Below are 26158 nucleotides of genomic sequence, written 5' to 3' on the forward strand. Positions count from 1 at the left end.
GAAACACGCCTGCCATTCGGTGAAGCAGAAACACTTCCGAACCCGGGAGACAGGTCGGAGAAACGGATCTTCACTCTGAAATATAAGGTTTTTTTATTTCACACAGTCGGACGGACACGCCTCAATGAGGAGACCCCCGTCCATAATTCGAACGTTCGCGTCCGCAGTAGGCATTCTGTCCGGATGAGTGTCCTGCGGGTCTAAGGCCGCTGCCGGGCGTAGCCACAGCCGCTCCCCCCAAAAATAATGTCGAGGAAACGGCCCTTGCTGGCCATCGAGATCCGCACGCCGGATCGGCAGCAAGTCATCCTCTCCGTGATCCCGAAGCGTTTCCGCATGATCATGGATTCGGTGAAAGCGACCTCTGCAAATGTTCTGGACACGGTCATGCTGCCACTCCTCGCGAATCCGCATAGATGGGAGTGATCAAGGCGCCGGTAGAGATGGCCAAATACGTTTCACAATTTGTAGCACAATTTTGTGCACACAAATCGCTCAAGTAGTTGATTTTACATGATCTGAAAAAGAGGGTGGCGGACAGGAAGGGATTCGAACCCTCGAGACGGTTCCCCGCCTACACACTTTCCAGGCGTGCGCCTTCGACCACTCGGCCACCTGTCCGAGGCCGTCTATAGTGGAGGTGCCAAGGGGGATGCAACCCCCGGAATGACAGAAAATGAATGTTTTTTGACGCGCGCGGCGGAAGGCCTTTTTTCCATGGCTCCGGCGAAGATCAAACGCACCGATCGCATCGGGCCGGTCCCCGGTCAGTCGAGATGAATCGTCACGCGCCGGTTGTCGCGGCCCTTCTTCTCGACCTTGCCAAAGCGAATGCGGCCGATTTCCGAGGTCCGTGCCACATGGGTGCCACCACAGGGCTGCAAATCGACCTGATCCGCCGCCAGCCCGATCCGTACGAGCCGCACCCGGCCCTGCCCGGTCGGCGGCATGACCGACATGGTCTTGACGATCGCCGGATTGGCCAGCAATTCCTCATCGGTGATCCAGTCGTCCGAGATCACCAGATCGCGCTCGATCAAGGCGTTGAGCGCATCCTCAAGCCCCTGCTTGTCGGCGGGCGGCGCGTCCATCTTGAAATCCAGACGTCCCTTCTCCGACCCGATGGAGCCCCCGGTCACCGGCAGGGGGATCACCACGGACAGGAGATGCAGCGCCGTGTGCACCCGCATGTGGCGGTGGCGGCGCATCCAGTCGAGCCGCTGTGTGATCTCTGCACCAAGGGGCGGCAAGGCAGCAGGTTCGGCGGGCACGAGAACAATCGCATCGCCCTCCCCCTTGATCGCTGTCGCAATCGGCAGACTGCCCCCCGACCAGTCGAGCCAACCGCTGTCCCCGGGCTGGCCGCCCCCCGTGGCATAGAAGATCGTCCGGTCGAGAATCACGCCGCCCTCGGGCGTGTGGCCCCTCACCGTGCCGTAAGTCTCCTGCAGATAGGCATCCTCACGGAACAAGGGCTCGGTCATGTGCTTTCTCCCTCGCCATCCTCGACGGCTTCCCCTGTGCCCTCCTCGAGATCCGACGGTTCGATCATCGCCCGCTCGGGCACTGCGGCTTCCGGAACCGCAGACTGCGCCGGTTTCTGTTGCAAGGCTTCCGGGTTGCGCAGCCAGATGTCGCGCTGCGCGAACGGGATCTCGATGCCCTCTTCGGCAAAGCGCTTGGCAATGGCATGGTTGATGTCGTTCTTCACCGCCAGAACATAGGTCACATCGCGCAGAATCGCGCGGATCTCGAACTCAAGCGCATCGGCGCCGAAATTCAGGAACAGCACCTGCGGCTTGGGATTGACCGCCACCATCGCATGATCCTCGGCGATCTCGCGCAGAATCGCCTCCACCTTGCGTGTGTCCGTGCCATAGGCGACGCCCACCGGAATGATCACCCGCCCGATCAGGTTCCCACGGGTGTAGTTGGTCACCTGATTGGAAATCAGATCGGCGTTGGGCACGATCAGGTCGGTCTTGTCAAAGGTCTCCACCCGCGTCGAGCGCACGGAAATATCCTTGACGATGCCCATCGAACCATTGCCGAGGTCGATCCAGTCGCCTTCCGAAATCGGACGTTCGATCAGAAGGATGATGCCGGAGACAAAGTTCTGCACGATGTTCTGAAGACCGAACCCGATCCCGACCGACAAGGCGCCTGCGACAATCGCCAGAGCCGAAAGGTCGATCCCGGCGGCAACGATCGCCATGATGGCCGAGAGCACCACGCCGACATAGCCAGCCCCCGCGACAATCGCGTTCTGACCGCCCTTGTCGATCTTCGTCTTCGGCAACACGGTCGAGGTCAGCGCCGTCTTCAACAGCCGCGTCAACCCCATGCCGATCATGAAGACCACGACAAGCGTGATGAAACTGGTCGGCGAGATGGTCACGCCACCGAAACTGATCCCCTCGCGCAGCCGTGCCCAAAGCTCCCAGAGCTGATCCTCCCGCATCCCCCAGAGAAGTGCGAAGAACGGCAGCGAGGCGAGCACGATCACGAAGGACAGAAGCACCGGCACCAGCGCGTCCTTCGCCCCGCCCGGCTGCCGGGTCACCAGCGCATAGAGGTCGTACCCCAACCGGGAGAGAATCGCGACGAAGCCCAGAAGGCCGATCGAGCGCAGCAGCGGAAAGACGATGCCCTTGCCCGCATTCATATAGCCCGCCGCAGCCAGCAAAAGTGCGGCAACCGAAGCTAGGAAGACCACGCGCGCGAGGGTGCGCAGGATGAGCTGGGCGAACCCGTGTTCCGTCTCCGGCTCATCCTTGTCCTCCTCGCCGCCCCGCGTCTCGCCCGGGGTCAGGATGCCCGCCAGCCGGATGAGCGCCAGACAGGCAATCGCCACCAGCGGAAAGGTCAGAACGGCAAGTGTCGCCTCGGAAAAATCGTCGATGTCCGCAAGCTGGATGAGCGCATCGTTGAGCACCGCCATGACGCCCGCGAGCGTCCCCATGGTCGTCGCCTCGGCGCGGCGCACCGCGCCCAGATCGAGGATCGGTTCCCCCGCCCCTGTCGGATAGAACAGCCGTCCGGCGATCCAGCGCCAGAAGAAATAGGCCAGACCGATTTGCGGAATGGAACCGAAGACGATGATCCCGCGCGGCCCCAGAAGCCCCGAGGCGCCGGCGGCCAATGTGATGGCGATAAGACCGGCGAGTGGCACCACGATCTGGCCAATCGAGGCAAGAAACCCGGTAACCCCCTTGCCCGCATCGCCCGAAACGCGTTTGCGCACCCAATCGGTCATCCGCTCCGACCACAAGCGCCCTCGCGCCACCAGCACCAGCGCGATCACGAGGTAGAAAACGATGGAGGCGGTATTGCTGCGCAGAATCTTCTGTCCGCTCTCCGAGCGCGCCGCCTCCGACACCGTAGTCCAGGCCGCCCCCGCGGTTTGCCCCAGCGCCTTGACCGCCGTCGGCCAGAGCGTCGGGTTGAGCGGGCTCGGCGCGCGCTGCATCAGCACATCGGCCTGCCGCTCCGTCAACACCTGATCAATCTCGGCAATAAGCCCGTTGGCCCGCGTATAGGCCTCTTCGGCGGTCTTCACAGGGGCCTGAGCCGCTTCGAGCTGCTTGTTCAGCTCCTTGCGCCGCTGCGCGATTTCCGCGCTTTCGGTCTCACCTTCGGCAGGCGCCGCCCCAAGAGCTTCGATCTGGGCCTTGAGCGTGTCGATCCGTGTGCCGTTGGAATTCTCGGCCGCCAGAAAGCTTTCGCGCCAGACCACGAGATCGTCGCGCAATTGCTCTAGATCGGCATTGCTCGTGTCACTGTCGCCAATCCGGGTCTCGGCCGCGCTCGCGGCCTTGTCCCATTGGGTGTAATCTGGCGACACCCCATCCTGCGCCCGGGCCGCAAGCGGCAGCGCAAGACAGAGGATCAGGAGAAGGCGGGTCAGAAACTGTGCGATCATACTCCTTCATATACGTCAGGCAGAACGCGCGGTCCACGGTCTAGCCATTCGGGCACAGGAAGTTGTTTTTCCTTGAGGAACTCGGGGTTGAAGAGCTTAGACTGGTAGCGCGTGCCATAGTCGCAGAGGATGGTGACGATGGTGTGCCCCGGCCCCATTTCCTTCGCCATGCGCATCGCGCCCGCGACATTGATGCCGGACGAGCCGCCGACGCAGAGGCCTTCGTGCTCCAGAAGATCGAACACCACCGGAAGCGCCTCCTCGTCGGGGATCTGATAGGCGAAATCCGGGGTGAAGCCTTCGAGGTTTGCGGTGATCCGCCCCTGCCCGATGCCTTCGGTGATCGAACCGCCCTCCGATTTCAGCTCGCCCGTGGTGTAATAGCTATAGAGCGCGGCCCCCATCGGATCGGCGAGGCCGATTTTCACACCCTTGGGCTGAAGCGCCATGCCGGTGCCTGCGAACGTCCCGCCCGAGCCGACCGAGCAGATGAACCCGTCGACCTTGCCGCCGGTCTGCTCCCAGATCTCCGGCCCCGTGGTCTCGATATGCGCCTGACGGTTCGCCGTATTGTCGAACTGATTGGCCCAGATCACGCCGTTCGGTTCGCTCTGTGCAAGTTTAGCAGCCAGACGTTCGGAATAGCGGACGTAATTGTTCGGATTGGAATAGGGAGCTGCGGGAACCTGAACCAGCTCCGCGCCCGCGAGACGGATCATGTCTTTCTTTTCCTGGCTCTGCGTCTCGGGAATCACGATCACGGTGCGAAAGCCCAGAGCCGAGCCCACGAGCGCCAGACCGATGCCAGTGTTGCCGGCCGTGCCCTCGACAATCGTGCCGCCGGGTTTCAACGCACCGCTCTTCAACGCATCCTGAATGATGAACAGGGCCGCGCGGTCCTTGACCGACTGGCCGGGGTTCATGAACTCCGCCTTGCCATAAATCTCGCAGCCCGTGGCCTCTGACGGGCCTTTCAGCCGGATCAGGGGCGTGTTGCCGATGCTGTCGATCATATCGCGTTTCAGGGCAGAAGGAGCAGACATAGCTATATCCTTTAAATCTCGCAGTCCCTGAATGTGTAGGACGCACATCCCGCGAACTCAAGAGAGCGGCAAACAGAGAGGGAGGGCGTTCCGGTTTTTCGCTCCATCCCGGAACGGGTGTTTTATCTTCACCCGTGGCGCCATGAGTATTTCCACCATCGGAAGGCCGCATTAGCGCGGCGCAAGACGGAGCCAGATTCCATCTCGCGCGCGCACAGTGAGATGGGCGACGGGCACCGGGGTTTTATCGGGGACAGTCTCAAGCCGGAAAGCGCGCAGGATCAGCGCGAGGAACAACGGGCCCTCGACCATGGCGAACCCGGCCCCGGTGCAAACACGCGGCCCAGAGGAAAACGGGATGAAGGCGTCGCGCAGGCAGGCCTTGCCATTCTCGGTTTTGAACCGGTCCGGGTCAAACTCATCGGGCCGTTCCCAGAAAATTTCATGCCGCCCGAGATGCCAGGGCGAGAGCACAATCTGCGCGCCCTTCGGCACGTCGCGTTCGCGAAACCGCACCGGGCATTTCGCCTCGCGCACCATCATCGGCACCGGCGGATAGAGCCGCAGGGTCTCACGGAACACATCCTTGATGAAGCGGAGTTTCGACAGATCGGAGAAGGTCGGCGTGCCCGGCAGGCTCAGCGCCTCCTCGGCCGCGCGCTCCTGAATATCGGGATTGGCCGCCAAAAGCCAAAGCGCCCAGCCAAGCGCCGTGGCCGAGGTCTCGTGCCCGGCGAGGAAGAAGATCGCCACCTGATCGACCATCTCCTCGGTGTCGAACCGATCCCCGGTGACCGGGTCCGCTGTGGTCATGATCTTGGTCGCCAGATCGTCCGGGGCGGTACCCGCCGCGATCTCCGCCATGCGTGCGCGCGTCAGATCGGTGATCAGCTTGCGGATCGCTTTCGCGCCGTCGCGGGTTTTCTTGCGGTGAAACCGCGGCAGCCAGTTCGGCAAAGGGATGAAGGCGGCGATGTTGAGAATGGGCTGCGCGCGTTGATAGCCTTGGAACTCGTCGAACACCTTCGCCGCCGCCTCATGGGTGATCGGGATCGAAAACAACGTGCGGAAAATCACATCCGCCGCGCCCTCCGAGGCGAAGGGTTCGATGTCGAAGGCGTTTTGCTGAGTTTTGAGCCTCGCCACCATCGCCTGCCCGGCCCCGAGCATCGCCGGAAACGTGTCCTTGAGCCGCCCGCCCTCAAAAGCCGGGTCGATGATGCGGCGTTGTTTCAACCATGTCTCGCCATTGGTGAGGAAGACCGAATTGCCCAGAAGCGGCCGAAGCCCCTCCGCCACGCGACCGGATTTCGGAAACTCCATCGGCTCTTCATTGAGCACGCGTTTTACGAGCGAGGGCTGATTGACCAGAAAACTGCGGAAAAACGGCGTTTTATATTCGGCCATCCAGGCGCGATAAAGCTTGGCCGGTTGCGCCGACAGGATGTCTTTGCGGAAAAGTTTGACGTAATTGCGCAGGCTGGTTTTCTCGGGGCGCGGCGTTGGTTTCGGCGGGATCACAGTTTTCCCTCCTGTGCCATCTCCGTGAACCGATTGGCCGGTGTGTCGATCCGCGAGGGGCTTGGCACGGCCCCTGCAAAGCGCGCTGCCAATGTCTCGCCGCCCGCTGTGATTTTGAAATAGTCATACTCTCCGGGGCGGTCGAAAGCGCAAAGATACTGAAAATGCAGGCGGAAGAAGCGGCGTTTCAGTCTGGCCTGTTTCTCCGGGCTGAGCGTCTGGGTGAAAGCCGCCGAGATCACGAGGGGCCATTTCTGATCTGCGGGCGCGACGCCCGACACCTTGATCGGATCGCAAAGCGCGAAAGAGCACGGATCGCCCGGTGCCGTCACATCGAGCCAGAACAGCTCATCACGGGTCGACAGATAGGCCAGATCGCGGCGCAACACCTTGGCTTCCGGCAGGAAGGAGACCATCGGGACGACATGACCGAGGCTGAGGAAGGACAGCACCGGCCCACGCTCCGGCACCTCGCCCGCGCGGATCAGATCGGCCAGAATCTGAATGCCGAGATGCGCACCAGAACTGTGACCGACCACCAGAACCTCGTCCCAATCCTCTCGCAAAGCCTCCGCAATCTCGGCGCGGAATTCGTCCATCCGCGCACGCAGAGCGGGCGGATCGGCCCCGCGCCAACGCGCCGAAAACCCATAGTCATGCATCAGGTAATAGGCGAAAATCCTGTCATCTTTCGCTTTGAACCAGCGCAAGAGCAGAAAGGCCGCGAGGAGGCCCGGAACCAACCCGATCCATGCAGCCCCGAGGAGGCGTCCGCTCCAAGTGATCAGAGCGAGCAGCAAGACCGCGATCAGAAGCTGCGCCAGAAGCACGCCGATCGGGTAAAGCGCCGCAATCATCGGCCCGCGCCGGAGCTTCATCAGCCGAAACAGAGCGCCGGTGGAAACATAGGTCCATGCGGTGCGCGCAAGTATCAGATAGGTGCGGAAAATCCCCGCCGCCATGCTCTGCTGCACGATGTCGGACCAGACCAGCACGTCGATGTCGCTGCGGGTCTGCGCGCCCTCGATTTCACCCGCCACGGACCAGCCGAAATTGCGACCTTTTTTCGGAGCGAGGCCGAGCGTATAGCCGGACATCTCGGCCTGCGCCGCGCCTTCTTTGCGGTAAAGCTCGCGGTAACGGCGCGGCGGAATCGGATCGTAGCCCGGGATGTAGAACACCCGGCGCCGCGTCACCTCTTTGCCCTGCTCGCTCATACCGAAAACCTTCAATGTTTCCGATAACCTAGCGCGGGTTTCGGGCGAAATTAAGCCCTATTAGCCCAATTGGCTGAGCGCTGGGAAGGTTTCCAAAAGCCAATAGGACAGGCGCGAGAAAGCGCCCGTGACCATCATCAAACCCACGAGCAACAAAAGCCCCCCCATGATCTTCTCGATCAGCCCCATGTGGCGCTTGAGACGGTTCATCACACCGACAGCGCGGGTGATGAAAATCGCCGACAGAAGGAACGGCAGACCGAGCCCCACGGCATAGGTCGCCAACAACGTCGTGCCACGCGACACGGAGCCTTCAGACGCCGCCATAGAGATGATCGCCCCCAGTTGCGGCCCGATGCAGGGCGTCCAGCCAAAGGCGAAGGCAAGCCCGAGAACATAAGCGCCGAAAGCCGTGCCGCCCTTGTCGCCCGCATCCAGCCGTGCTTCGCGGTCAAGAATGGAAATGCGGAACACCGAGAGGAAGTGCAGGCCCAGAATGATGATCACGACGCCGGAGATGCGTGAGAAAAGCACCTGATTTTTCAGGAAAAACATCCCAAACGCCGAGGCCGTGAAGCCCATGAACAGGAACACGGTCGAGAGGCCCAGAACGAACATCAGTGCGGGCAGGATCGCCTTGCGCGAGCCTTTGCCGCCGCCCGTGAGCTCATTCATGGAAATCCCGGACATATAGGCGAGATAGGGCGGCACGATAGGCAGAACGCAGGGGCTCAGAAACGACACCATGCCCGCGGCGAGGGCCACGAGCATCGAAGGCAGGAGCGTTGCGTCAAAAAGATCAATTCCGAACATGTGAGCCTCATGCCAGAAAACCGCCGCCCCGCCTAGCGCCTCCTGTGTCGCGGCACCTCACATTCCCGTTGGGGGATGTTTCAGAGCGGCACAGGGCCCCAAAGAGACGGCCAAACGAAAAACGGCCGGGACTGACCCGGCCGCTTTCTTAACTCTCTGCCTTAACTCTCTGAGCGGTGCTCAGCGGCTCCACCAGCCGCGGCGCTTCGGTTTGTCATCGTCCTCCGCGGCCTCCGGTTCGCCCGCCTCCGCAAGCTCCGGCTCGGGCGTCGCGTCCTCGGCAACCACTTCGATCACCGGCGCGGCCACGACCGCCTCCACGACAGGCTCAGCTCTCACCGCCTCGGCCACAGGCTCGGCAGGCGCTTCGCTGACCGGCTTGGCTTCCGCGACAGGCTCAGAAACCGGTGCCTCCGTCTCAGACGCGGCCTCGACGGGCGCTTCCGCCTGCGGCTCGACCGGTGCTTCTGCCGCAGCCTCAGCCTCGGCGGCGGCTTTCGCGGCCTTCTCGGCCTCGATCTCCGCCTTGGTGCGACGTTTGCGACGCGGCTTCGGTTTCTCCTCGGCAACGGCATCCGCGGCCTCACCCGTCTCCGCCGACGCCTCTCCCTCGGCAGCTTTCGCAGCCTTCTCGGCCTCGATCTCCGCTTTGGTGCGACGTTTGCGACGCGGCTTCGGTTTCTCCTCGGCCTCGACCGGCGCGACTTCTTCGCTCACCGTCCCGGGGGCCTCTGCCCCCTCTTCGGAGGCCTCACCCTCGGCGCTGTCCTCCTCGTCGGAGGCATCCTCGGCCCCGTTGTCCTGAGCCTCGTCCTGCCCGTCCACCGTATCGGTTTTCTTGCGACGACGACGACGGCGGCGGCGTTTCTTCGGCTTCTGGTCGTCGCCATTGGTCTCTTCCGAAACCTCTTCGGACACGGCTTCCGTGGCTTCTGCCTCGTCTTCCGTCAGATCCTCGTCCTCGATCTCCTCGTCGTAATCCGCCATCAGATCGGCAGAGGCGGAAATCACGGGAGCGACCACTTCGGGCACCACGCGGGTTGCCGTCTTGAACCGTTCCATGGAGAAGTCCGGCGAGATCAGGAACGGATCGGCCTCGATCCGCACTGCCATGCCATAGCGCGTCTCGATCTGTGCGATCTTTTCGCGCTTCATGTTCATCAGGTAGTTGACGATGGCGACCGGCGCCTTGAGCAGCACCTCACGGGAGCGTTTGCGCGTGCCCTCTTCCTCGAGCTGACGCAGGATCGTGAGCGCCATGTTGTCGTCGGAGCGGATCAGCCCGGTGCCGTGACAATGCGGGCACGGCTGTGTCGTCGCCTCGAGCATGCCGGGACGCAGACGCTGACGCGACATCTCCAACAGGCCAAAGCCCGAGATACGGCCCACCTGAATGCGCGCACGGTCGGTTTTCAGCTTGTCTTTCAGACGCTTCTCGACCGCCGTATTGTTACGGCGCTCTTCCATGTCGATGAAGTCGATGACGATCAGACCGGCTAGGTCGCGCAGACGCGCCTGACGCGCCACCTCTTCGGCGGCCTCAAGGTTGGTCTTGAGCGCGGTTTCCTCGATCGAGCCCTCTTTCGTGGCCCGGCCCGAGTTGACGTCGACGGCGACCAGCGCCTCGGTCACGTCGATCACGATGTAACCGCCGGATTTGAGCTGCACCACCGGGTTGAACATCCCGGCGAGGTAGCTTTCCACCTGATAACGCGCAAACAGCGGCAGGCTCTCGGCATAGGGTTTCACGTTCTTGGCGTGGGACGGCATGATCATTTTCATGAAGTCCTTGGCCTCGCGATAGCCGCCATCGCCCTCGACGATCACCTCGTCGATGTCTTTCGAGTAGAGATCGCGGATCGACCGTTTGATCAGGTCGCCCTCTTCGTAGATCTTCGCGGGCGCCACCGATTTCAGCGTCAGCTCGCGGATCTGTTCCCACATCCGCTTGAGATAGTCGTAGTCGCGTTTGATCTCCGTCTTGGTGCGCTGTGCGCCCGCCGTGCGGATGATCAGACCGGCGCCCTGCGGCACTTCAAGTTCGCCTGCGATCTCTTTGAGTTTCTTACGGTCTGCGGCATTGGTGATCTTGCGGGAGATGCCACCACCACGCGCGGTGTTCGGCATCAACACACAATAGCGACCGGCCAGCGACAGGTAGGTGGTGAGCGCCGCGCCCTTGTTGCCGCGCTCTTCCTTGACGACCTGCACCAGCATGATCTGGCGCACTTTGATGACTTCCTGGATCTTGTACTTGCGCGGACGCGGTTTGCGACGCGGGCGGATTTCCTCGGTGGTGTCATCGTCGGCGACGCTTTCAATGCCGTCGTCGGCCTCGGCGGCGTCCACCTCGTCCTCGTCATCGCCCTCATCAGCCTCTTCATCGTCACCCTCGGAGGTCTCGTCTTCAGACGTTTCCTCTTCGGAAACAGACTCTTCCGCGACGGTGTCCGACTCAGCCTCGCCCGCAACTTCGTCCGGCTCTTCGACCGGCGTATCCTGCACGGTGAACGCAGGCGACGTGCCCTCTTCGACAGAGCCATTCTCATCCGCATTCGCGTCGTCCGCGATCATCGCATCGGCCTCGGAGGCCTCCGGTTCGATCACATCCATCCCGGCGACAGAGGCGCCATCCTGTTCGTCGCCCTGTTCCGCCTCGTCGAGCGTGACCTCACGGGTCTCGACCGCATCCGCAGATTTGACCTCTTCGGCACGGGTTTTGGAACGCGAACGCGACCGCGAGCGGCGGGACCGCTTGGGCTTTTCCTCTTCCTCTTCCTGAGCCTTGGCATATTCCATTTCCTCTGCCAGCAGGGCTTCACGGTCGGCCAGCGGGATCTGGTAATAATCCGGATGAATCTCGGAGAAGGCGAGGAACCCATGACGGTTTCCGCCGTAATCCACGAACGCCGCCTGCAGGGACGGTTCGACGCGGGTCACCTTTGCGAGATAGATGTTGCCAGCGAGCTGGCGTTTGTTTTCCGATTCAAAGTCGAATTCCTCGACCTTGTTTCCGTCGACCACCACAACGCGGGTTTCCTCCGCGTGGGTGGCGTCGATGAGCATTTTCTTTGCCATTGAATTTGTCTTCCGGCACCCGAAGCGGGCGCACCTCCGTATCCGAAGGTGACGCGTTGATCCGGGTGATATTTTGGGGCGAGCAGTGCGGGCAAGACGGCGGGGGCGCTGGCGCCCGCTCTGTGCTCTGATCTTGCCTCTGCGCGTTGCATCGCGGTTCTTCTCCGGCGCTTAGCGAGGCATCTGCCCCTCGGCGCCCGTTCAAATCCCTCTGACCTATGGATAAGGCTTCGGGCGGTTCGTGCCGGAGGTTTTGTCATGCCGCCCGGCGGTATCGGTCTGCTCTGCGGGGAAGCCTCGGGAATGGCCCTGAGTTCCAACACACGCATGCAGCGAATCTGTCTCACGCGGTTTCCGGGACGGCCAAGCGCCCGACGGACCTGCGTTTCTATATCAGTAGTGATGCCTGTGCCTTTAGACAACACGCAAATTCATCGAAACGCCATTTTCGCACCTTTGTCGGCCCTATCCGGCGGATTCGCCTCAAATTAACGGCATAATGGTTAACACTCCCTTGCGCATCCCCGGCGCACCGTCTGCGTCCCTCGCCGCAGCTCCCCGCCCCGTCCCCGGCCTCTCATATCCCGTCCTGTGCAGCAAAACAGAGACAGGGTGCCACGTCGCACACAAGTCGCTCTGTTCATTTTCGATCAAAAGTAATATTTTGATTTATGAAATAAGCAAAAACGCGCATATCCAGATGCGCCCCCCGAAAGGACATATCATGACCCGTATCGCTCTTCTGGTCGGCTCGCTCCGCAAGGACTCCCAGACCCTGAAACTCGCCAAAGCCCTCACCAAACTCGCCCCCGAAGGCATGGAATTCGATTTCGTTGAGATCGGCGATCTGCCGTTCTTCAACGAGGATCTGGACACCGACACCCCGCCCGCAAGCTGGACCCGGTTTCGCAACGAGATCAAAGCCGCCGACGGCGTGCTTTTCGTAACGCCGGAATACAACCGCTCCCTGCCCGCCGCGATCAAGAACGCCCTCGACGTCGGCTCGCGCCCCTATGGCGCCAGCGTCTGGGGCGGCAAACCGGCGGGCATCGTGACCGCAAGCCCGTCCGGCATCGGCGGGTTCGGCGCCAACCACCACCTGCGTCAGCCGCTGGTGTTCCTCGACATGCCCGCCATGCAACAGCCCGAAGCCTATATCGGCAACCTGTGGAACCTGTTCGACGAGGAGGGCAAAATCGTCACCGAAGGCACCGAGGATTTCCTCAAATCCTGGATGGAAGCCTATGCGGCCTGGGTCAAAGCCCACATCTAAAGACTTTCCCGCCCCTAAAGCAGAAAGGCGCCCATGACCGGGCGCCTTTTTCCATTCAATATCCCGAGCAGTATGGATTGGCATCATCCCCGCAGATGAAACGATTGCGCCTCAGATTCATTTCATCGCCATCGGGAAAATAAACATAGTCTCCGAACATCCATACGATGCCATAGTTCAACTGTGCCTGCCCGTCTGCAAACTGTGCCACGGGACCCGCTTTTTGCGTTTTATCGAACACTTGAACAAACCGGACATGAAGATTTCGCGGCATGCGCTCTTTACGCTCCGCTTTTCGGTGCGGCCAAAATTCCCGGATCACAACGTCGAACTGTTCCGGCTTTACCTTCAGCTCTATCGGCGTCTGAACGACATTCGTAATCTCATGTTCATAGAACATTTTCGTCACAACAGTCAGACGTTCAACCCTCTGATACGTGGTTTCCAAGTCGCCTGTATCATCGACGTCATCGGAAACCTGAACATGAATCATCTCGGAGGGCGCACGGTATTCGAGGAGATTTTTACAGACCGATGGCACGCCTTCACTCTCAGAAATACAAAGAACACTGCGCCCTTCCACGGTGAGTGGCGTCTCAGGCACCGCCCACTGCGACAAAGTGTAGGAGCGCATCGTCAGATACTGTACGCCAGCAATAACATTTGGGATGAGATAATACCCAATCGGAAGAACGACAAAGGCATAACCGATGCCCTTCTGACCACGCCGGATCAACCTAATCCCCCATAGGAAAAGAGCAACCGGCCCCAGAAAAACCAGCACGCCCATCAATAAAACAACAATCACGTCCCAAGTGCTAAAATTTATCATTTACGACCTTTCTGACTCTTGAGGCTTTGACACTGCCCCCTCCAAGACTGCAAAATCACAGGAGAAACGCCCAGACATTGGCAGACATCTGCCCGGAGCGCGGGATTTTCTCGACATCCCCGATGAACCAGAACCAACCTTTATGAACCTTCACATCACCTGTGACAAAACGAGCGACAGGCAGGTCTTTCACAGACAGATCATAGGCCTCGATTTTTTGGGAGGATGTCAGATGCAGCCTGTCGTTCTCCTCGGGTGCCAATGTCGACAGCCGCAGGATCACCTCGAACTCCCTCCCCATACCCTGTCCGATCTCCGGATCGGACACGATCTCCTGATAAACCCGCCCATCAGGCAACTGCCGCGCCTCAGTACGCAGCCTCTCCACCTGCACCCCGTTCAGATCGAGCGTCCCCGGCGTCATGGCTAGGTTGCTCTCAAAATCGCTCACAACGATCATGTCGGAGGGGGCATGGGCCTCAAACATACGTTCACAAAAAGAGGGAATTCTTCCCTGACCATCATCACCATGCGACATCAGACAAAGAACACGTCGCCCTTGCACGCCAAGATGTTCCACCTCTTGAAACGTCATGTCCGACAACGCATGCTCGGAGGCACGAAGCTGGAAAAAAGAGTGGATTTGCGGCACGGTATAAAACGCGACGAAAGCGCTTAAAAGGATCCCACCCGCATCGAAACGCCTGCGCGAAAGCATCCAGCCCCCCACACCAACGACGGCCAAGTTGCTAAGGCAGAACAAAGCGAAAAGACCCACGAAAAATAAATCAGACAAATGGAAAATGCCCCGTAGCTAACCCGCTTGAAATTCGTTTTTCAAATTCTCAGACGAAAAAGCGGGCGCTTTCACACCCGCTTCGGCATGTTACAAATAATCCGAGCGCTGCAAGCCGTATTTGGCCATCTTCTCGTTGAGCGTCCGGCGCGGCAGGCACAGTTCGTCCATCACCGCCACGATCGAGCCTTTGTGACGGCGCATCGTGTTGTCGATCAGCATCCGCTCGAAGGCCTCGACATATTCCTTCAGGGGCTTGCCCTCGGTGGTCATGGTCTGCTGTTCCGGCGCGTCGCTTTCAGACAGGAGAAGCGAGGTGATCGAGCCAGAGCCGCGACGGCTTTGCAGCACGGAACGTTCGGCGACGTTGATCAACTGGCGGATATTGCCCGGCCAGGGTGCTTGCAACAATTGCGCCGCCTCCTGCGCCGACACTTCCGGCGCGTCGCAGCCGTATTCCTCGGCGAATTGCTGACTGAGCTGGGTGAAGAGCAAAAGAATATCCTCGCCCCGCTGTCTGAGCGGCGGCGTGGTGATCTTCATCGCCGCGAGGCGGTAATAGAGGTCCGGCCGCATGGCGCTTTCACAGGTCCGGCCCTGTTCTTGCAGATTGCAGATCGCGATCACCCGCGTCTCCGGCGGCGTGCCCTGTTCGTCGATCCATTTGAGCAACCGCGCCTGAAGCACCATCGGCATGGCCTCGATGTCCTCAAGCACAAGCGTGCCGCCGCGCGCCTCCTCGATCAGCGGCTGAATCTGCCCGTCCGGGTCCGGCCCGAACAGCCGTTTCGTCAGGTCCGCCTCATCGCGCCCCGCGCAGGCGAAGGTGATGAATTTCTTCGAGGCCCGCGTGCCCACGGCATGCAGCGCGTGCGCAACCAAGGTCTTGCCGGTGCCGGTCTCGCCGTCGATCAACACATGCCCGTCGGCTTGGCCCAGATCGAGAATATCCTCGCGGAGCCGCTCCATCACCGGGGACGCCCCGATCAGCTTGTTCATGATGCCGGTGCCGTCCGACAGCTCGCGGCGCAGCATCCGGTTGTCGAGCGTCAGGCGGCGCGCATTGGTGGCTTTCTTCGCCAGTTCGGTCATCCGGTCCGGGTTGAACGGTTTTTCAAGGAAATCGAACGCACCGATCCGCATCGCCTCCACCGCCATCGGCACATCGCCGTGGCCGGTGATCATGATCACCGGAAGACCGCTGTCGACACTCATCAGCTTCTTGAGAAACTGCATCCCGTCCATCCCCGGCATCTTGATGTCGGTGATCACCACGCCCGGGTAATCCGCGCCCAGCGATTTGACCGCGTCCTCGGCACTCGCAAAGGTTTCGGTGTCGAACCCCGAGAGCGCCAGCCATTGGCTGATCGACTGCCGCATGTCCTGTTCGTCATCGACAATCGCGATTTTCATTGCCGTCGCCATGGTCTCTTCCCTTCTTCTTCCGGCCCGCATCGGACCTTAAACGTCTGGACGGGATCATTCCGCCGCGTGTTTAGCCTCTTCCGACAGAGGCAGCACCATTTCAAAAGCCGCACCGCCCCCCGGACGGTTGCGCGCCATCAGCCGCCCGCCCAGTTCGGTGACGATCCCAGAGGAGATCGCAAGCCCGAGCCCCACCCCGTCGCCCGGAGCCTTGGTGGTGTAGAAAGGCTCGAACAAAGTGTCGAGGTTCTCGATCCCGGTGCCGTTGTCACGCACGGTCACGCTTGCTTGAGTGCCGCCCGTCACGAGGATCTCGATCTGCGGCTCGTCCGAATGCTTCGAGGCGTCAAAGGCGTTGCGCAACAAGTTCACCAGCACCTGCTCCAACCGCACCCGGTCGCCATCGACCACCACCGGTTCCGGCGGCAGGCTGCGGATGATCTCCACCGCGCCCTGTTTGAACTGCGGCTCCATCATCGACAGCGCCGAGGACACGCAGTCGCGCAGATCTATGGGATGCAACTGATCGGAGCCTTTGCGGGCATAAGATTTCAACTGTTTTGTGATCGCGCCCATGCGTTCGATCAGATCGTCGATCCGCCCGAAAGACGCCAGAGCCTCCTCCGACCGTTTGCGCTTGATCAGCAGACGCGCGCCCGCAAGATAGGTTTTCATCGCCGCCAGAGGTTGGTTCAACTCATGGCTGACCGCCGCCGACATCTCGCCCAGAACCGCAAGTTTCGAACTTTGCGCCAGCGTCTGCTCGGCGACCTCAAGACTTTTTTCCGCCCGTTTGCGTTCGGCGATCTCGCGTTGCAGCGCGGCGTTCAACTGCCGCAGTTCGGCGCTTTCACGCTGAAACAGCCCGGCACGCGACACGGCGCGGCGCGAGGTCAGATAGAACGCCCCGGCCAGGAGGATGGCAAAGCCCATGATTTCGAGTGCCAGAACCCCGTTCACCCGTTCGCGCACCGAAGCATAGGTGGTAAAAGACGTCATCCGCCAGCCGCGAAACGGAATACGGCTTTCCAGACGCATCACCGCTTCACCGCCGAGATAGGTCTCGTTCGGGTCCGCCGACCAATCGGTGGTGATCTGGAACGCCCGCTCGATGGCGGTCGGCGCATCGCGGGTGGCGAGCGCTTCCCCCTCCGATTTCGACCGCCAGCGCGGCTCCGTCGACAGGATGATATTGCCCTCGGAGTTCACCACGATGACGGCGTCGGAAATCCCCGCCCAGCTCTTTTCGAACTTGGCAAGATCGACCTTGACCACGATCACCCCGGCCAGCGCGCCATTGACGTCGATCCGGCGCGAATAGCTGAATTCGTAGGCATTGTTGTCCAGCGCCGTGCTTTTGAAAATCGTATCGTTGGAGCGCAGCGCGTCGATGAAGGAGGGCGTCTGGCGGTTGTTGGCGCCCAGAAGCGAGCGATCCGTGGCAGCCACCACCCGTCCGCTTTCATCCAGAAGCGTGATCCCCGCGGCCCCGATCTCGTCGACATAGGCGATCAGATGTTGCGAGGTCTGGGAAAAGTCCCGCGAGGTCAGCGCGCCCACAAGGATCGGGTCGCGCGACAGCAGGATCGGCACGATGGAATTGCGTTGCAGCTCGCTCATCAGGTTGCCGGCGTAAAGCGCCTGACGCACCTCGGCGCGGTTGCGCGTCTGTGTCGTGAAACGCTCGGTGAGCAACAGATTGCTGACCCAGATCACTCCGATCGCCACAGCGACAAACCCCACAAGCGCCAGCCGTCCGGCCCAGCCCATGGTGCGGGCCCGCCCGGACCGCCGTCCGGCGCCCCCTTCGGCCCGTGGTTTTCCCCCGATGATGTCGCGATCGCTCATGCCGTCCAGATTACCCGCGCCCGAAGGCGAGCCGCAAGGGGCCGCCGCAGGGCGATGGTCCCCGCAGCACAGGCAGGGGCCTCCATTTGAGCAAATTCCCGCCTGTGCGACAGGGGTTTGGGCGGAAACCGGTCAGCCCAAAGCCGATCAGGCGGATACCAGTGCGTCCGTCAGCGAAGTGAAAAACAGCTTGCCGTCCTGATTGCCATGGGCGGCCTCGGCGGCGCGTTCCGGGTGGGGCATCATGCCGAGCACCCGGCGGTTCTCCGAGAGAATGCCCGCGATGTCGCGTTTCGAGCCGTTCGGGTTGTCGAGATACCGGAACGCCACACGGCCCTCGCCTTCAAGCATATCGAGCGTCTCTTCGTCGGCGGTGAAATTGCCGTCATGATGCGCAATCGGAATGCCGATGTGCTGACCTTGGGCGAAAGCAGAGGTATAGGGGCTGTCGGTGGTCTCGACGGCCAGCGGCACGGTCTTGCAGATGTATTTCAGCCCGGCATTGCGCAAAAGCGCCCCCGGCAGAAGCCGCGCTTCGGTCAGAACCTGAAAGCCGTTGCAGATGCCGAACGCATAGCCGCCGCGCTCGACGTGTTTCTTGAGCGAGGCCACCACCGGCGAGTTGGCCGCAATCGCGCCGCAGCGCAGATAGTCGCCATAGGAAAACCCGCCCGGGACACCGACCACATCGACGCCCGCCGGCAGTTCGGCGTCCTTGTGCCAGACCATGGTGACATCGGCGCCAGCGGCCTTCAGCGCCATATACATGTCGCGGTCGCAGTTGGACCCGGGGAATTGCAGAACGGCGGCTTTCATCGGGCGGGACTCCTGTGAGGGCGGTTTACGCGCCTGATACGCCGGGGCGGAGTTCGGATCAAGTGGGTTGTGTCCCGCGGGGCAGGCCGCGCCTGCCGATTGCGCCCGAAGACCGGGACGAGGCGGCGACATGTGCAACGCCGCAGCGGGATCAATGCCCTTCACAAGTTGTCCCGGATGCAGACCGATCCATACGCTGGCCTCGCGCGCTACAATCACCGCCCTGCCCGGTCAGATCAGCACTCCACCCGGATTTTCCGTGTCTCAATCCGATCGCATCACCCGCACCTGCCAGCACGTATTGTGCGCAGAACGGATGTCGGCGAAAGCGATCTCGTCGCGGGCCAGAAGCTCCGCGCAATAGCACTCGATCTCCGCCTGCGGCACGATCCGCCCGGTGCCGTAGACAATGCGCTCGTCGATGTCATAGCCCTTGACCAGATACTCGGGCGAGCTGGTCAGAACCTCCGGCAGCCCCTCCCCCCGGTAGGGCGCACAATGCGCGGCACAAAGAAAGATCGGCCCGGTTTCGACGTAGGGATTGCGCGTCTCGAACGGTCGGTGCGCGCAGATCAGCATGCCGTGCCCCTTGGGAATGTTGCGCAGGCAATGACGACAAGGGGCGGCGTCATAGGGGTTCAGAACGAACTCCGGCTCCTGACCGTTGGCATCCGGCTTGCCCAGTCTGAGCGCATGGGCGGTGAGCGTCGGCATTCCTTGAAAGATCATGGTAACATCTCCTTTTTTCTATCTTTTCAGATAGAAAACTACCGTCCCTCAAGCGACCCGGAACTTGTGCAAAACGCCCGCGCACCGATCCTGTGCCTGAGCAAACAGAGCGCGCCCTTGCCCCAAGCCCCTCCGGCTTCCTAGGTAGAGGGCAACACGCCGCCCCTTCCCGGCGGCGATGAAAGGATATGTCATGAAAAACCTCGGCTTCCTCTCCTTCGGCCATTGGGCCCCCGAACGCGGCTCTGCGGTGCAAACCGCCTCCGATGCTTTGCTGCAATCCATCGACCTCGCGGTCGCCGCCGAAGAGCTTGGCCTCGACGGCGCCTATTTCCGCGTGCACCACTTTGCCCGGCAACTGGCCTCCCCCTTCCCGCTTCTGGCCGCCATCGGGGCGAAGACCTCGAAGATCGAGATCGGCACCGGCGTGATCGACATGCGCTATGAAAACCCGCTTTATATGGCCGAGGACGCAGGGGCCGCCGACCTCATTGCGGGCGGGCGGTTGCAGCTTGGCCTGAGCCGTGGCTCGCCCGAGCAGGTAATCGACGGCTGGCGGCATTTCGGCTATCAACCCGCCGAGGGCGAAGACGGCTCAGACATGGCGCGGCATCATGCCCAGGTGTTCCTGCAACAGCTCGAAGGCCGGGGCTTTGCCCAGCCGAACCCGCGCCCGATGTTCCCGAACCCGCCGGGATTGTTGCGTCTCGAACCGCATTCCGAAGGGTTGATCGACCGCATCTGGTGGGGCTCCGGCTCGAACGCCACCGCCGAATGGGCGGCCATGATGGGGATGAACCTGCAAAGTTCGACCTTGAAGGACGACGAGACCGGCGAGCCCTTCCATGTGCAGCAGGCCAAGCAGATCCGCGCCTATCGCGCCGCCTGGAAAGCCGCCGGACACACACGCGAACCGCGTGTCTCCGTGAGCCGCTCGATCTTTGCGCTCGTGAACGATATGGACCGGATGTATTTCGGCCAGGGCGGCAAGGACAGCGACCAGATCGGCATGATCGACCAGACCCGCTCGATCTTCGGGCGCGGCTATGCCGACACGCCGGACCGGCTCATCGACCAGCTCAAGAAGGACGAGGCGATTGCCGAAGCCGATACGCTCCTTTTGACCGTCCCGAACATGCTGGGCGTCGAGTACAACGTGCATGTGTTGGACACGATCCTGAACGAGGTCGCGCCTGCGCTCGGCTGGCGCTGAACCGCATCGCGGCGTGGAAATCACGACGGACGGCCCCACCCCCGAGGTGGGTCCGACGCCGCTATTCCGGCCAGGTGATCATGGGAATGATCTTCTCGTCGCAAGCGTCATCGACGATCCGCCGCTCCAGCCGGTAGGCAAACCCGTCGAACCGCCAGGTCTCATGGGTGAAGCAATCGCCCAGACCGCGCCCCTTGTAGAAACTGTCGAGCACCCGCGTGTCGCCCTCGATCCCCCAAAGCGCCAACTCCGGCTCCGCCGCACCTTCCGGATCGACCGCCGCCAACCGCACCGGCGCCACACCATCCAGCTCCGGCCCCAGCAGATAGACCTGCGAACCGACATTATAGGCCGCCGTCCAGCATAGCTGCGACAGCACACGAACCTCCGGACGGCCCTCGATCTCCTGCGGCCCCGCCTCATTGTCCAGCACTCCGGGCAAGGGCCCGTCGCACATCTCTTCGGTGATCTTGCGCGCCTCAGCCTGCAAGGCCTCCCAGTCGGGCTGATGCAGCATGAGCCTGCGCGTGCCCATGCGCCCCTGCTGCTCCTCCGCCCAAAGCATCGCTGCCTTGATCCCGGCCAGAGACACGCCCTCGCTGAATCCCTCCGACTCATAGGCGATCTCAAGGGTATTGCCGTCGAGCAGCGGTGTCGGGAAGGCCATTGCCCTGTCTTGCTGCCAGCCCATGGCGACCCCGTCGATCAGTATGGCGCCCTCGTCCACCATCGCCCGATCGCGAAAGCTCAGCACCCAGTCGCCACTCTCATGGCCCCGCATCAGAGACAGGACCGGATAGGCCCGTGGGGTGAGTGTGCAATACTCCGGCCCGCAATGCGCCTGCCATTGCTTGTGGTGGAACACCGCCGTCTCGGCCCGCAGCGCCCCGGGCAGGAGCATCGCGGCACTCAGAAGCATGCGCAGAGAGGTGAAAAATCTGACACCGGAAACCATCGTTAACCCTTTTTGCAACACAGACAAAGGAAAGCCGCCAGAGATGTCCCCGCGCTTTCACTGTCACTTTTGCCAGACCGGGCGACGCGCGCCAAGGGCCTCACGCGCCCCGCGTCGAAAGCTTGCGACTGATCTCCGCCAGAACGCCGAGGCAAGAGGCGGATACCCAGCTTCCTCCAAGCATCACGAACCCCATGAATATCTCGTATTCTGTATCATATCCCCCTTGCGCCGCCGAAACGATCAGAGCAACCGCCGCCAGACTCCCCAGAAGCCCCACCGACCAGGCGGTCACATAGGCAATATCGGTGAACAGGCCATGTTTGACTTCCGCCTCGCCATTCTCTGCCTGCGATTGCCGGGGTTTGGGCAGGTATTTATAAGCGGGATCGTTCTGTTTGCTCATGGTTCAACTCACATTTCAAAATAACATCTGCGACTTCAATGTCTGTGCGCCGCATCAATCTACAGGTCTACACTCAAAAAGATACGAAAAAGCCGCCCACGGGGATCATCCCCGGGGCGGCTTTCTCATTCCAATCCTCTGATCTCCCAGAGAACTTCGATCAGAGCAATTCGATCTTGTAGCTCTCGATCACCGTGTTCGCCAAAAGCTTTTCGCACATCTCGGTGATGGTCGCTTCCGTCGTGCCCTCGGCCAGATCCAGCTCGATCACCTTGCCCTGACGGACCTCGTTGACGCCCTCGAACCCAAGCGCGCCAAGCGCGTGTTGCACGGCGGCACCCTGCGGGTCCAGAACACCGTTTTTCAGCATGACAAAGACGCGGGCTTTCATGAAGTCGTTCCTCTCACTGGTCCATTCACCGGACTATTCGTGGCTTTCAATTGATGATCTTGGGCGTGTCGGCGTCTTCGATCGGACCGTTCGTCGGCAGAACGCCGAGACGACGCGCCACTTCGGTGTAGGCATCGGTCAGCGAGCCGAGATCGCGACGGAACACATCCTTGTCGAGCTTCTGGTTGGTCTCGATGTCCCACAGGCGGCACGAGTCCGGCGAAATCTCGTCGGCCACGATCAGGCGCATGTAATCGCCATCCCAGACCCGACCGATCTCGATCTTGAAATCCACCAGACGGATGCCGACGCCATACATGACGCCCGACAGGTAATCGTTGACACGCAGCGCCAGCGCCACGATGTCGTCGAGATCCTGTTGGCTCGCCCAGCCGAAGGCGATGATATATTCTTCCGGCACGAGCGGGTCGCCCAGAGCGTCGTCCTTGTAGGAGAATTCGATGATCGGACGCGGCAGGCGGATGCCCTCCTCAAGCCCGAGGCGCTTCGCCATCGAACCCGCGGCATAGTTGCGCACGATCACTTCCAGCGGCACGATCTCGCACTGGCGGATGAGCTGCTCGCGCATGTTGAGACGCTTGATGAAGTGGTTCGGAATGCCCAGAGCGGTCAGACCGTTCATGAAGAACTCGGAGAGACGGTTGTTCAACACGCCCTTGCCCTCGATGGTCGCGTGTTTCTGCGCGTTGAACGCGGTCGCGTCATCCTTGAAATACTGCACCAGAGTGCCCGGTTCCGGACCTTCGTAGAGCGTTTTCGCTTTGCCTTCGTAGATTTTCTTGCGGCGCGCCATGGGGCCTCCAAAGCTGGTGGGGCCGGGAATCATTACGACCGGCCACTTCAAATGCGCTCTTTAGGGCAAGGCAACGCCGGGGGCAAGGTGGGCGCGACCCTCTGCAACAGGAGTTCTGCGTCACGGGCGCCCCGGATCGCCCAAAGTTTAAACAGAATATTGATCTACATCCTTGTCCGGCCCCGCCCGCGACGGCATAATCCTAAACAAGAGGTTAAAGAGGAGGAGCCTGCCATGACCACCTTCGACGAACGCGAAGCGGCCTTCGAGAGCAAATATGCACATGACACCGAGCTTCAGTTCCGCCTGGAGGCCCGTGCTGATCGCAAACTTGCGCAATGGGCGGCCGAGAAACTCGGGAAATCCGCCAGCGAGATCGACAGCTACACCGCAGAGGTGATCCGTGCCGATCTCAAAGAATCCGGCCCGGAGGACGTGATCGCTAAGGTCACCGCCGATCTCGGCGCCAGTGCCACCGCCATGGACGTGCGCGAGAAATATGCCGATTTCCTGGCCGAAGCCAAAGCCGAACTGACCGCCAGCTAAGCCCCGGCGACACCGGTAATATCACCAAAGCCTCACCTCAAAGTGACAGGCGCAAGGGTCCGTGTCCCCATACGGACCCTTGTTTTTCTCCGCACATCTCCGACATGTTCAAGACACCCGCCTCCGGCTCCGGCCCAACGTCCCCCAAGGACAAAGGCCCCGGCAGAGCACTGGCAACTGTGCCGAGATTCTCGCCCGACCACGTCACAGTTCAAGCGGCCGCCAAGAAACGGAGACACAGCTTTTGACGGACCGCAGGACAAGATATGAGCGCGGCATGCCCCTCGCCTTTCTCTGATCCTTCAGTGTAAAGGCGTGACGCTTTAATCGAATCTTGGGAAAGCGCGCTTATGCCTGCAAGGACCGCACACGGGGGACATCCGCCTGCGGCTCCGAAACGGCCCAGAAGAGGAGCACGGGTCCGATGCAACACAGTCCGATCGAGATCGAGAAAACCCTCGACCTGCCGCAAGCTCCGGACGCGCCGCCCCCTCAGGCGCAGCCCGCAGATCCTGCGGGCCTGCGCAAACTCATCGGCAAACAGGCCCTGCCGCTGGCCGTCATGCTGTTTTTCGGCTGGCTTCTGTGGGAAAAGGTGGCGCATCTCGACATTCACGCCGTGCTCGCCACAATCGCCGGTATCGCCCCCCTGCAATGGGGCATGGCCGCCCTCGCCACATTGGGCAGTTTCTGGGCCGTCGGCCAATATGACCGTGTGCTGCACGCCCAGCTCGGCACCGGCATTTCCGACCGCGCCGCGCGCAAAAGCGGCATCGTCGCCATCGGGCTTGCGCAATTTCTCGGCTTCGGCGCGCTCACCGGCACGCTGATCCGCTGGCGCATGCTGCCCGAACTGACGCTCTGGCAGGCCGCGCGCCTCTCCGCCGCCGTGGCGCTCTCCTTCCTTGCGGGCTGGGCCGTGGTCGCCGCCGCCGCCTTGATGTTCTTCCAACCGGAACTGCCCTGGATCAAGACCCTCGCCACAGGCGCGATCCTGTTGGCCGCCACCATGGCGATCCTGTCGATCTACCCGCCCCGCCCGCTCGTGCGCGTCCCCTGGCCGTCGCTGCGCACCATGGCCACCGTGATCGGGCTGGCCGCCATCGACACGATCTTTGCCGGTCTCGCACTCTATGCGCTGCTGCCCGAACATCTCCACCTGCCTCTGGGCCACACAATCTCCGCCTATCTGTTCTCGCTCGGTGCCGGTCTCATCGCCTCCACCCCCGGCGGTCTCGGGCCGTTCGAGGCGACGCTCACCTCGCTTCTGCCCGATGTGCCGCTGGAGCCGCTTCTGGGCGCGGTGGTGGCCTTCCGTCTGGTCTATTACGTCATTCCGGCGTCGATCTCCGCGCTCGTCATCCTGCGCGGGCCGCACAAAAGCAATCTGGCGCAGGAGCCGAAACTGGTCAAAACCGACCCCAAGCCCTTCCTCTCCCCCCAGCTCGAAGTCCAGATCTTTGCCGCGCCCCGCGCCGAGGCCGGGTTGCTCAGAACCCGCGACTTCTCGCTTCTGACCGCCAGCGATGGCACCGGCCTCGGCCTTGCCGCGCCCATCGGTCAGTCGCTCGTCATGCTCTCCGACCCGCTCGCCGCCCGCGCCTGTCCCTCCGCCACGCGCGAGGCGCTGGCCCGCGCCGCCGCCCGTCGCTACCGCATGCCCGCGATCTACAAATGCGGTGCGCGCATGGCCGCCTCCGCCCGCGCCGCCGGCTGGCGGGTCCTGCCGACCGCGGAAGAGGCCTGGCTGCGCCCCTCTGAATTCTCCCTCGACGGCTCGAAATACCGCCAGCTCCGTCGCATTCTGCGCAAAGCCGAAGAGGAGGGCATCCGCACCACAGAGGCCAGCCATCACGATCTGCCGCTCGATCAGATGGACCGCGTCGCCGCCGAATGGCTCCAGTTGCGCGGTCGTGAGCGCGGCTTTTCCATGGGCACATACGATCGCGATTACATCTCGTGCCAGCGCGTCTTCCTCGCCTGGCAGGGCAGCAACCTCGTGGCCTTCGTCAGCTTTCACGAAAGCCGCAACGAGATGACCCTCGATCTCATGCGGTTCGGCCCCGCCGCCCCCGACGGCACGATCCAACTCCTGATCGCCGCCGCCATTGAGAGCGCCCGGGAGCAGGGCGTGCCGCGCCTGTCTCTGGCTGCCGTGCCGTGGCAGGGCGAGGACAGCGATCCGCTCATCCGGCGTCTGCGCGCAAAATTCCTCGCCCGCTCCGGCGCCGCCGGTCTGCGCCGCTTCAAAGCCGCCTTCGCGCCGCATTGGGAAACCCTCTATCTCGTCGCGCCTTCCCGTATTGCGCTGGCGGTCTCGGCCATGGATGTGCTGCGCCGGGTCACTGCGCCGCCGCCGAAGCCCACCGGCAACCCGATGAAGGCCGCCCGTTTCGCCACCCACAGCACCCTGCGCCTCTCGCGTCTGTTCACCGGGCGTCATGGCTGAGCCCAGCTCCCAAACGCCAATGTGGTCTGTGGCTCATGATCTTTATGACCTGATTGAATTTGATAAATCGG

Annotated in this window: 22 protein-coding genes and 1 tRNA gene; 5 read left to right on the forward strand and 18 right to left on the reverse strand. The window is 61.8% G+C overall.

Annotated elements, in window-relative coordinates; genetic code table 11:
- Positions 1 to 264: 264 nt before the first annotated feature.
- Positions 265 to 426 (forward strand): hypothetical protein, encoded by a 162-nt coding sequence (locus tag NH195_RS21340; RefSeq protein WP_155846236.1) that lies wholly within the window; start codon positions 265 to 267, stop codon positions 424 to 426.
- A gap of 105 nt (positions 427 to 531) precedes the next feature.
- Here the strand turns inward: NH195_RS21340 and NH195_RS18480 are convergent.
- From NH195_RS18480 to NH195_RS18515, 8 genes are all read right to left on the reverse strand, one after another.
- Positions 532 to 621, reverse strand: a tRNA-Ser gene (locus tag NH195_RS18480).
- 146 nt (positions 622 to 767) lie between these two features.
- Positions 768 to 1484 carry an alanyl-tRNA editing protein gene (locus NH195_RS18485; protein ID WP_066710572.1) on the reverse strand — a complete coding sequence of 239 codons (717 nt, stop codon included), beginning with the start codon at positions 1482 to 1484 and terminating at the stop codon, positions 768 to 770.
- Positions 1481 to 3922: a DUF3772 domain-containing protein gene (locus NH195_RS18490; protein ID WP_066710574.1), complete on the reverse strand. Its 2442-nt coding sequence runs from the start codon at positions 3920 to 3922 to the stop codon at positions 1481 to 1483. The genes NH195_RS18485 and NH195_RS18490 overlap by 4 nt, the downstream gene beginning before the upstream one ends.
- Positions 3919 to 4965, reverse strand: a complete 1047-nt coding sequence (locus NH195_RS18495; RefSeq protein ID WP_066710576.1) for a cysteine synthase A — start codon at positions 4963 to 4965, stop codon at positions 3919 to 3921. The genes NH195_RS18490 and NH195_RS18495 overlap by 4 nt, the downstream gene beginning before the upstream one ends.
- Positions 4966 to 5136: 171 nt before the next feature.
- Positions 5137 to 6486 (reverse strand): cytochrome P450, encoded by a 1350-nt coding sequence (locus tag NH195_RS18500; RefSeq protein WP_066710579.1) that lies wholly within the window; start codon positions 6484 to 6486, stop codon positions 5137 to 5139.
- Positions 6483 to 7703: a hypothetical protein gene (locus NH195_RS18505; protein ID WP_066710582.1), complete on the reverse strand. Its 1221-nt coding sequence runs from the start codon at positions 7701 to 7703 to the stop codon at positions 6483 to 6485. The genes NH195_RS18500 and NH195_RS18505 overlap by 4 nt, the downstream gene beginning before the upstream one ends.
- Positions 7704 to 7763: 60 nt before the next feature.
- Complete coding sequence (locus NH195_RS18510) at positions 7764 to 8516, reverse strand: cytochrome c biogenesis CcdA family protein (RefSeq protein ID WP_066710584.1); 753 nt, start codon at positions 8514 to 8516, stop codon at positions 7764 to 7766.
- A 180-nt stretch (positions 8517 to 8696) separates the two neighbouring features.
- Entirely contained in the window at positions 8697 to 11594 is a 2898-nt protein-coding gene (locus NH195_RS18515) for an Rne/Rng family ribonuclease (protein WP_066710587.1), read from the reverse strand.
- A 724-nt stretch (positions 11595 to 12318) separates the two neighbouring features.
- Here NH195_RS18515 and NH195_RS18520 point away from each other — a divergent pair.
- On the forward strand, positions 12319 to 12867 hold the full coding sequence (locus NH195_RS18520; RefSeq protein ID WP_066710589.1) for an NADPH-dependent FMN reductase: 549 nt from the start codon (positions 12319 to 12321) through the stop codon (positions 12865 to 12867).
- Between the two features lie 55 nt (positions 12868 to 12922).
- Here NH195_RS18520 and NH195_RS18525 read toward each other — a convergent pair whose 3' ends face one another.
- The 6 genes from NH195_RS18525 to NH195_RS18550 form a co-directional block, all read right to left on the reverse strand.
- A complete protein-coding gene (locus tag NH195_RS18525) occupies positions 12923 to 13699 on the reverse strand; it encodes a hypothetical protein (RefSeq protein WP_066710592.1) in 777 nt (258 codons plus the stop codon).
- A gap of 55 nt (positions 13700 to 13754) precedes the next feature.
- Positions 13755 to 14495 (reverse strand): hypothetical protein, encoded by a 741-nt coding sequence (locus NH195_RS18530; protein WP_155846237.1) that lies wholly within the window; start codon positions 14493 to 14495, stop codon positions 13755 to 13757.
- 90 nt (positions 14496 to 14585) lie between these two features.
- Positions 14586 to 15920: a sigma-54-dependent transcriptional regulator gene (locus NH195_RS18535; RefSeq protein WP_066710598.1), complete on the reverse strand. Its 1335-nt coding sequence runs from the start codon at positions 15918 to 15920 to the stop codon at positions 14586 to 14588.
- Positions 15921 to 15974: 54 nt separating this feature from the next.
- The gene (locus NH195_RS18540) at positions 15975 to 17768 is read right to left on the reverse strand and encodes a sensor histidine kinase (protein WP_081424022.1); all 1794 of its coding nucleotides are present in this window, start codon (positions 17766 to 17768) and stop codon (positions 15975 to 15977) included.
- A 147-nt stretch (positions 17769 to 17915) separates the two neighbouring features.
- On the reverse strand, positions 17916 to 18584 hold the full coding sequence (gene purQ / locus NH195_RS18545; RefSeq protein ID WP_066710601.1) for a phosphoribosylformylglycinamidine synthase subunit PurQ: 669 nt from the start codon (positions 18582 to 18584) through the stop codon (positions 17916 to 17918).
- 264 nt (positions 18585 to 18848) lie between these two features.
- The gene (locus tag NH195_RS18550) at positions 18849 to 19313 is read right to left on the reverse strand and encodes a DUF1203 domain-containing protein (RefSeq protein WP_066710604.1); all 465 of its coding nucleotides are present in this window, start codon (positions 19311 to 19313) and stop codon (positions 18849 to 18851) included.
- A gap of 193 nt (positions 19314 to 19506) precedes the next feature.
- Between NH195_RS18550 and NH195_RS18555 the strand changes: the two genes are divergently transcribed.
- Positions 19507 to 20526 (forward strand): LLM class flavin-dependent oxidoreductase, encoded by a 1020-nt coding sequence (locus NH195_RS18555; protein WP_066710607.1) that lies wholly within the window; start codon positions 19507 to 19509, stop codon positions 20524 to 20526.
- A gap of 61 nt (positions 20527 to 20587) precedes the next feature.
- On the opposite strand, the gene NH195_RS18560 is transcribed toward NH195_RS18555, so the two are convergent.
- The 4 genes from NH195_RS18560 to purC all read right to left on the reverse strand — a co-directional run bounded on the left by NH195_RS18560 (position 20588) and on the right by purC (position 23092).
- The gene (locus NH195_RS18560) at positions 20588 to 21481 is read right to left on the reverse strand and encodes a DUF1176 domain-containing protein (protein ID WP_066710608.1); all 894 of its coding nucleotides are present in this window, start codon (positions 21479 to 21481) and stop codon (positions 20588 to 20590) included.
- 100 nt (positions 21482 to 21581) lie between these two features.
- Positions 21582 to 21887 (reverse strand): hypothetical protein, encoded by a 306-nt coding sequence (locus NH195_RS18565; protein WP_066710609.1) that lies wholly within the window; start codon positions 21885 to 21887, stop codon positions 21582 to 21584.
- 160 nt (positions 21888 to 22047) lie between these two features.
- A complete protein-coding gene (purS, locus tag NH195_RS18570) occupies positions 22048 to 22278 on the reverse strand; it encodes a phosphoribosylformylglycinamidine synthase subunit PurS (protein WP_066710610.1) in 231 nt (76 codons plus the stop codon).
- A gap of 46 nt (positions 22279 to 22324) precedes the next feature.
- Entirely contained in the window at positions 22325 to 23092 is a 768-nt protein-coding gene (gene purC, locus NH195_RS18575; RefSeq protein ID WP_066710611.1) for a phosphoribosylaminoimidazolesuccinocarboxamide synthase, read from the reverse strand.
- Positions 23093 to 23326: 234 nt separating this feature from the next.
- Here purC and NH195_RS18580 point away from each other — a divergent pair, with 234 nt between their 5' ends.
- Positions 23327 to 23638 carry a DUF1476 domain-containing protein gene (locus tag NH195_RS18580; RefSeq protein ID WP_066710614.1) on the forward strand — a complete coding sequence of 104 codons (312 nt, stop codon included), beginning with the start codon at positions 23327 to 23329 and terminating at the stop codon, positions 23636 to 23638.
- Between the two features lie 424 nt (positions 23639 to 24062).
- A complete protein-coding gene (locus tag NH195_RS18585) occupies positions 24063 to 26087 on the forward strand; it encodes a phosphatidylglycerol lysyltransferase domain-containing protein (protein ID WP_066710619.1) in 2025 nt (674 codons plus the stop codon).
- The last annotated feature ends 71 nt before the right edge of the window (positions 26088 to 26158 follow it).

The organism is Celeribacter ethanolicus, from assembly GCF_001550095.1.
Taxonomy (GTDB): Bacteria; Pseudomonadota; Alphaproteobacteria; order Rhodobacterales; family Rhodobacteraceae; genus Celeribacter; species Celeribacter ethanolicus.

Coding starts and splice junctions, on each gene's coding strand:
- NH195_RS18585 (WP_066710619.1), top strand. CDS start 24,063: ATGCAACACAGTCCGATCGAGATCGAGAAAACCCTCGACCTGCCGCAA.
- NH195_RS18560 (WP_066710608.1), bottom strand. CDS start 21,481: ATGGTTTCCGGTGTCAGATTTTTCACCTCTCTGCGCATGCTTCTGAGT.
- NH195_RS18540 (WP_081424022.1), bottom strand. CDS start 17,768: ATGAGCGATCGCGACATCATCGGGGGAAAACCACGGGCCGAAGGGGGC.
- NH195_RS18505 (WP_066710582.1), bottom strand. CDS start 7,703: ATGAGCGAGCAGGGCAAAGAGGTGACGCGGCGCCGGGTGTTCTACATC.
- NH195_RS18510 (WP_066710584.1), bottom strand. CDS start 8,516: ATGTTCGGAATTGATCTTTTTGACGCAACGCTCCTGCCTTCGATGCTC.
- NH195_RS18520 (WP_066710589.1), top strand. CDS start 12,319: ATGACCCGTATCGCTCTTCTGGTCGGCTCGCTCCGCAAGGACTCCCAG.
- NH195_RS18515 (WP_066710587.1), bottom strand. CDS start 11,594: ATGGCAAAGAAAATGCTCATCGACGCCACCCACGCGGAGGAAACCCGC.
- NH195_RS18580 (WP_066710614.1), top strand. CDS start 23,327: ATGACCACCTTCGACGAACGCGAAGCGGCCTTCGAGAGCAAATATGCA.
- NH195_RS18485 (WP_066710572.1), bottom strand. CDS start 1,484: ATGACCGAGCCCTTGTTCCGTGAGGATGCCTATCTGCAGGAGACTTAC.
- purQ (WP_066710601.1), bottom strand. CDS start 18,584: ATGAAAGCCGCCGTTCTGCAATTCCCCGGGTCCAACTGCGACCGCGAC.
- NH195_RS18550 (WP_066710604.1), bottom strand. CDS start 19,313: ATGATCTTTCAAGGAATGCCGACGCTCACCGCCCATGCGCTCAGACTG.
- NH195_RS18495 (WP_066710576.1), bottom strand. CDS start 4,965: ATGTCTGCTCCTTCTGCCCTGAAACGCGATATGATCGACAGCATCGGC.
- NH195_RS18490 (WP_066710574.1), bottom strand. CDS start 3,922: ATGATCGCACAGTTTCTGACCCGCCTTCTCCTGATCCTCTGTCTTGCG.
- NH195_RS18565 (WP_066710609.1), bottom strand. CDS start 21,887: ATGAGCAAACAGAACGATCCCGCTTATAAATACCTGCCCAAACCCCGG.
- NH195_RS18555 (WP_066710607.1), top strand. CDS start 19,507: ATGAAAAACCTCGGCTTCCTCTCCTTCGGCCATTGGGCCCCCGAACGC.
- purC (WP_066710611.1), bottom strand. CDS start 23,092: ATGGCGCGCCGCAAGAAAATCTACGAAGGCAAAGCGAAAACGCTCTAC.
- NH195_RS18525 (WP_066710592.1), bottom strand. CDS start 13,699: ATGATAAATTTTAGCACTTGGGACGTGATTGTTGTTTTATTGATGGGC.
- purS (WP_066710610.1), bottom strand. CDS start 22,278: ATGAAAGCCCGCGTCTTTGTCATGCTGAAAAACGGTGTTCTGGACCCG.
- NH195_RS18535 (WP_066710598.1), bottom strand. CDS start 15,920: ATGGCGACGGCAATGAAAATCGCGATTGTCGATGACGAACAGGACATG.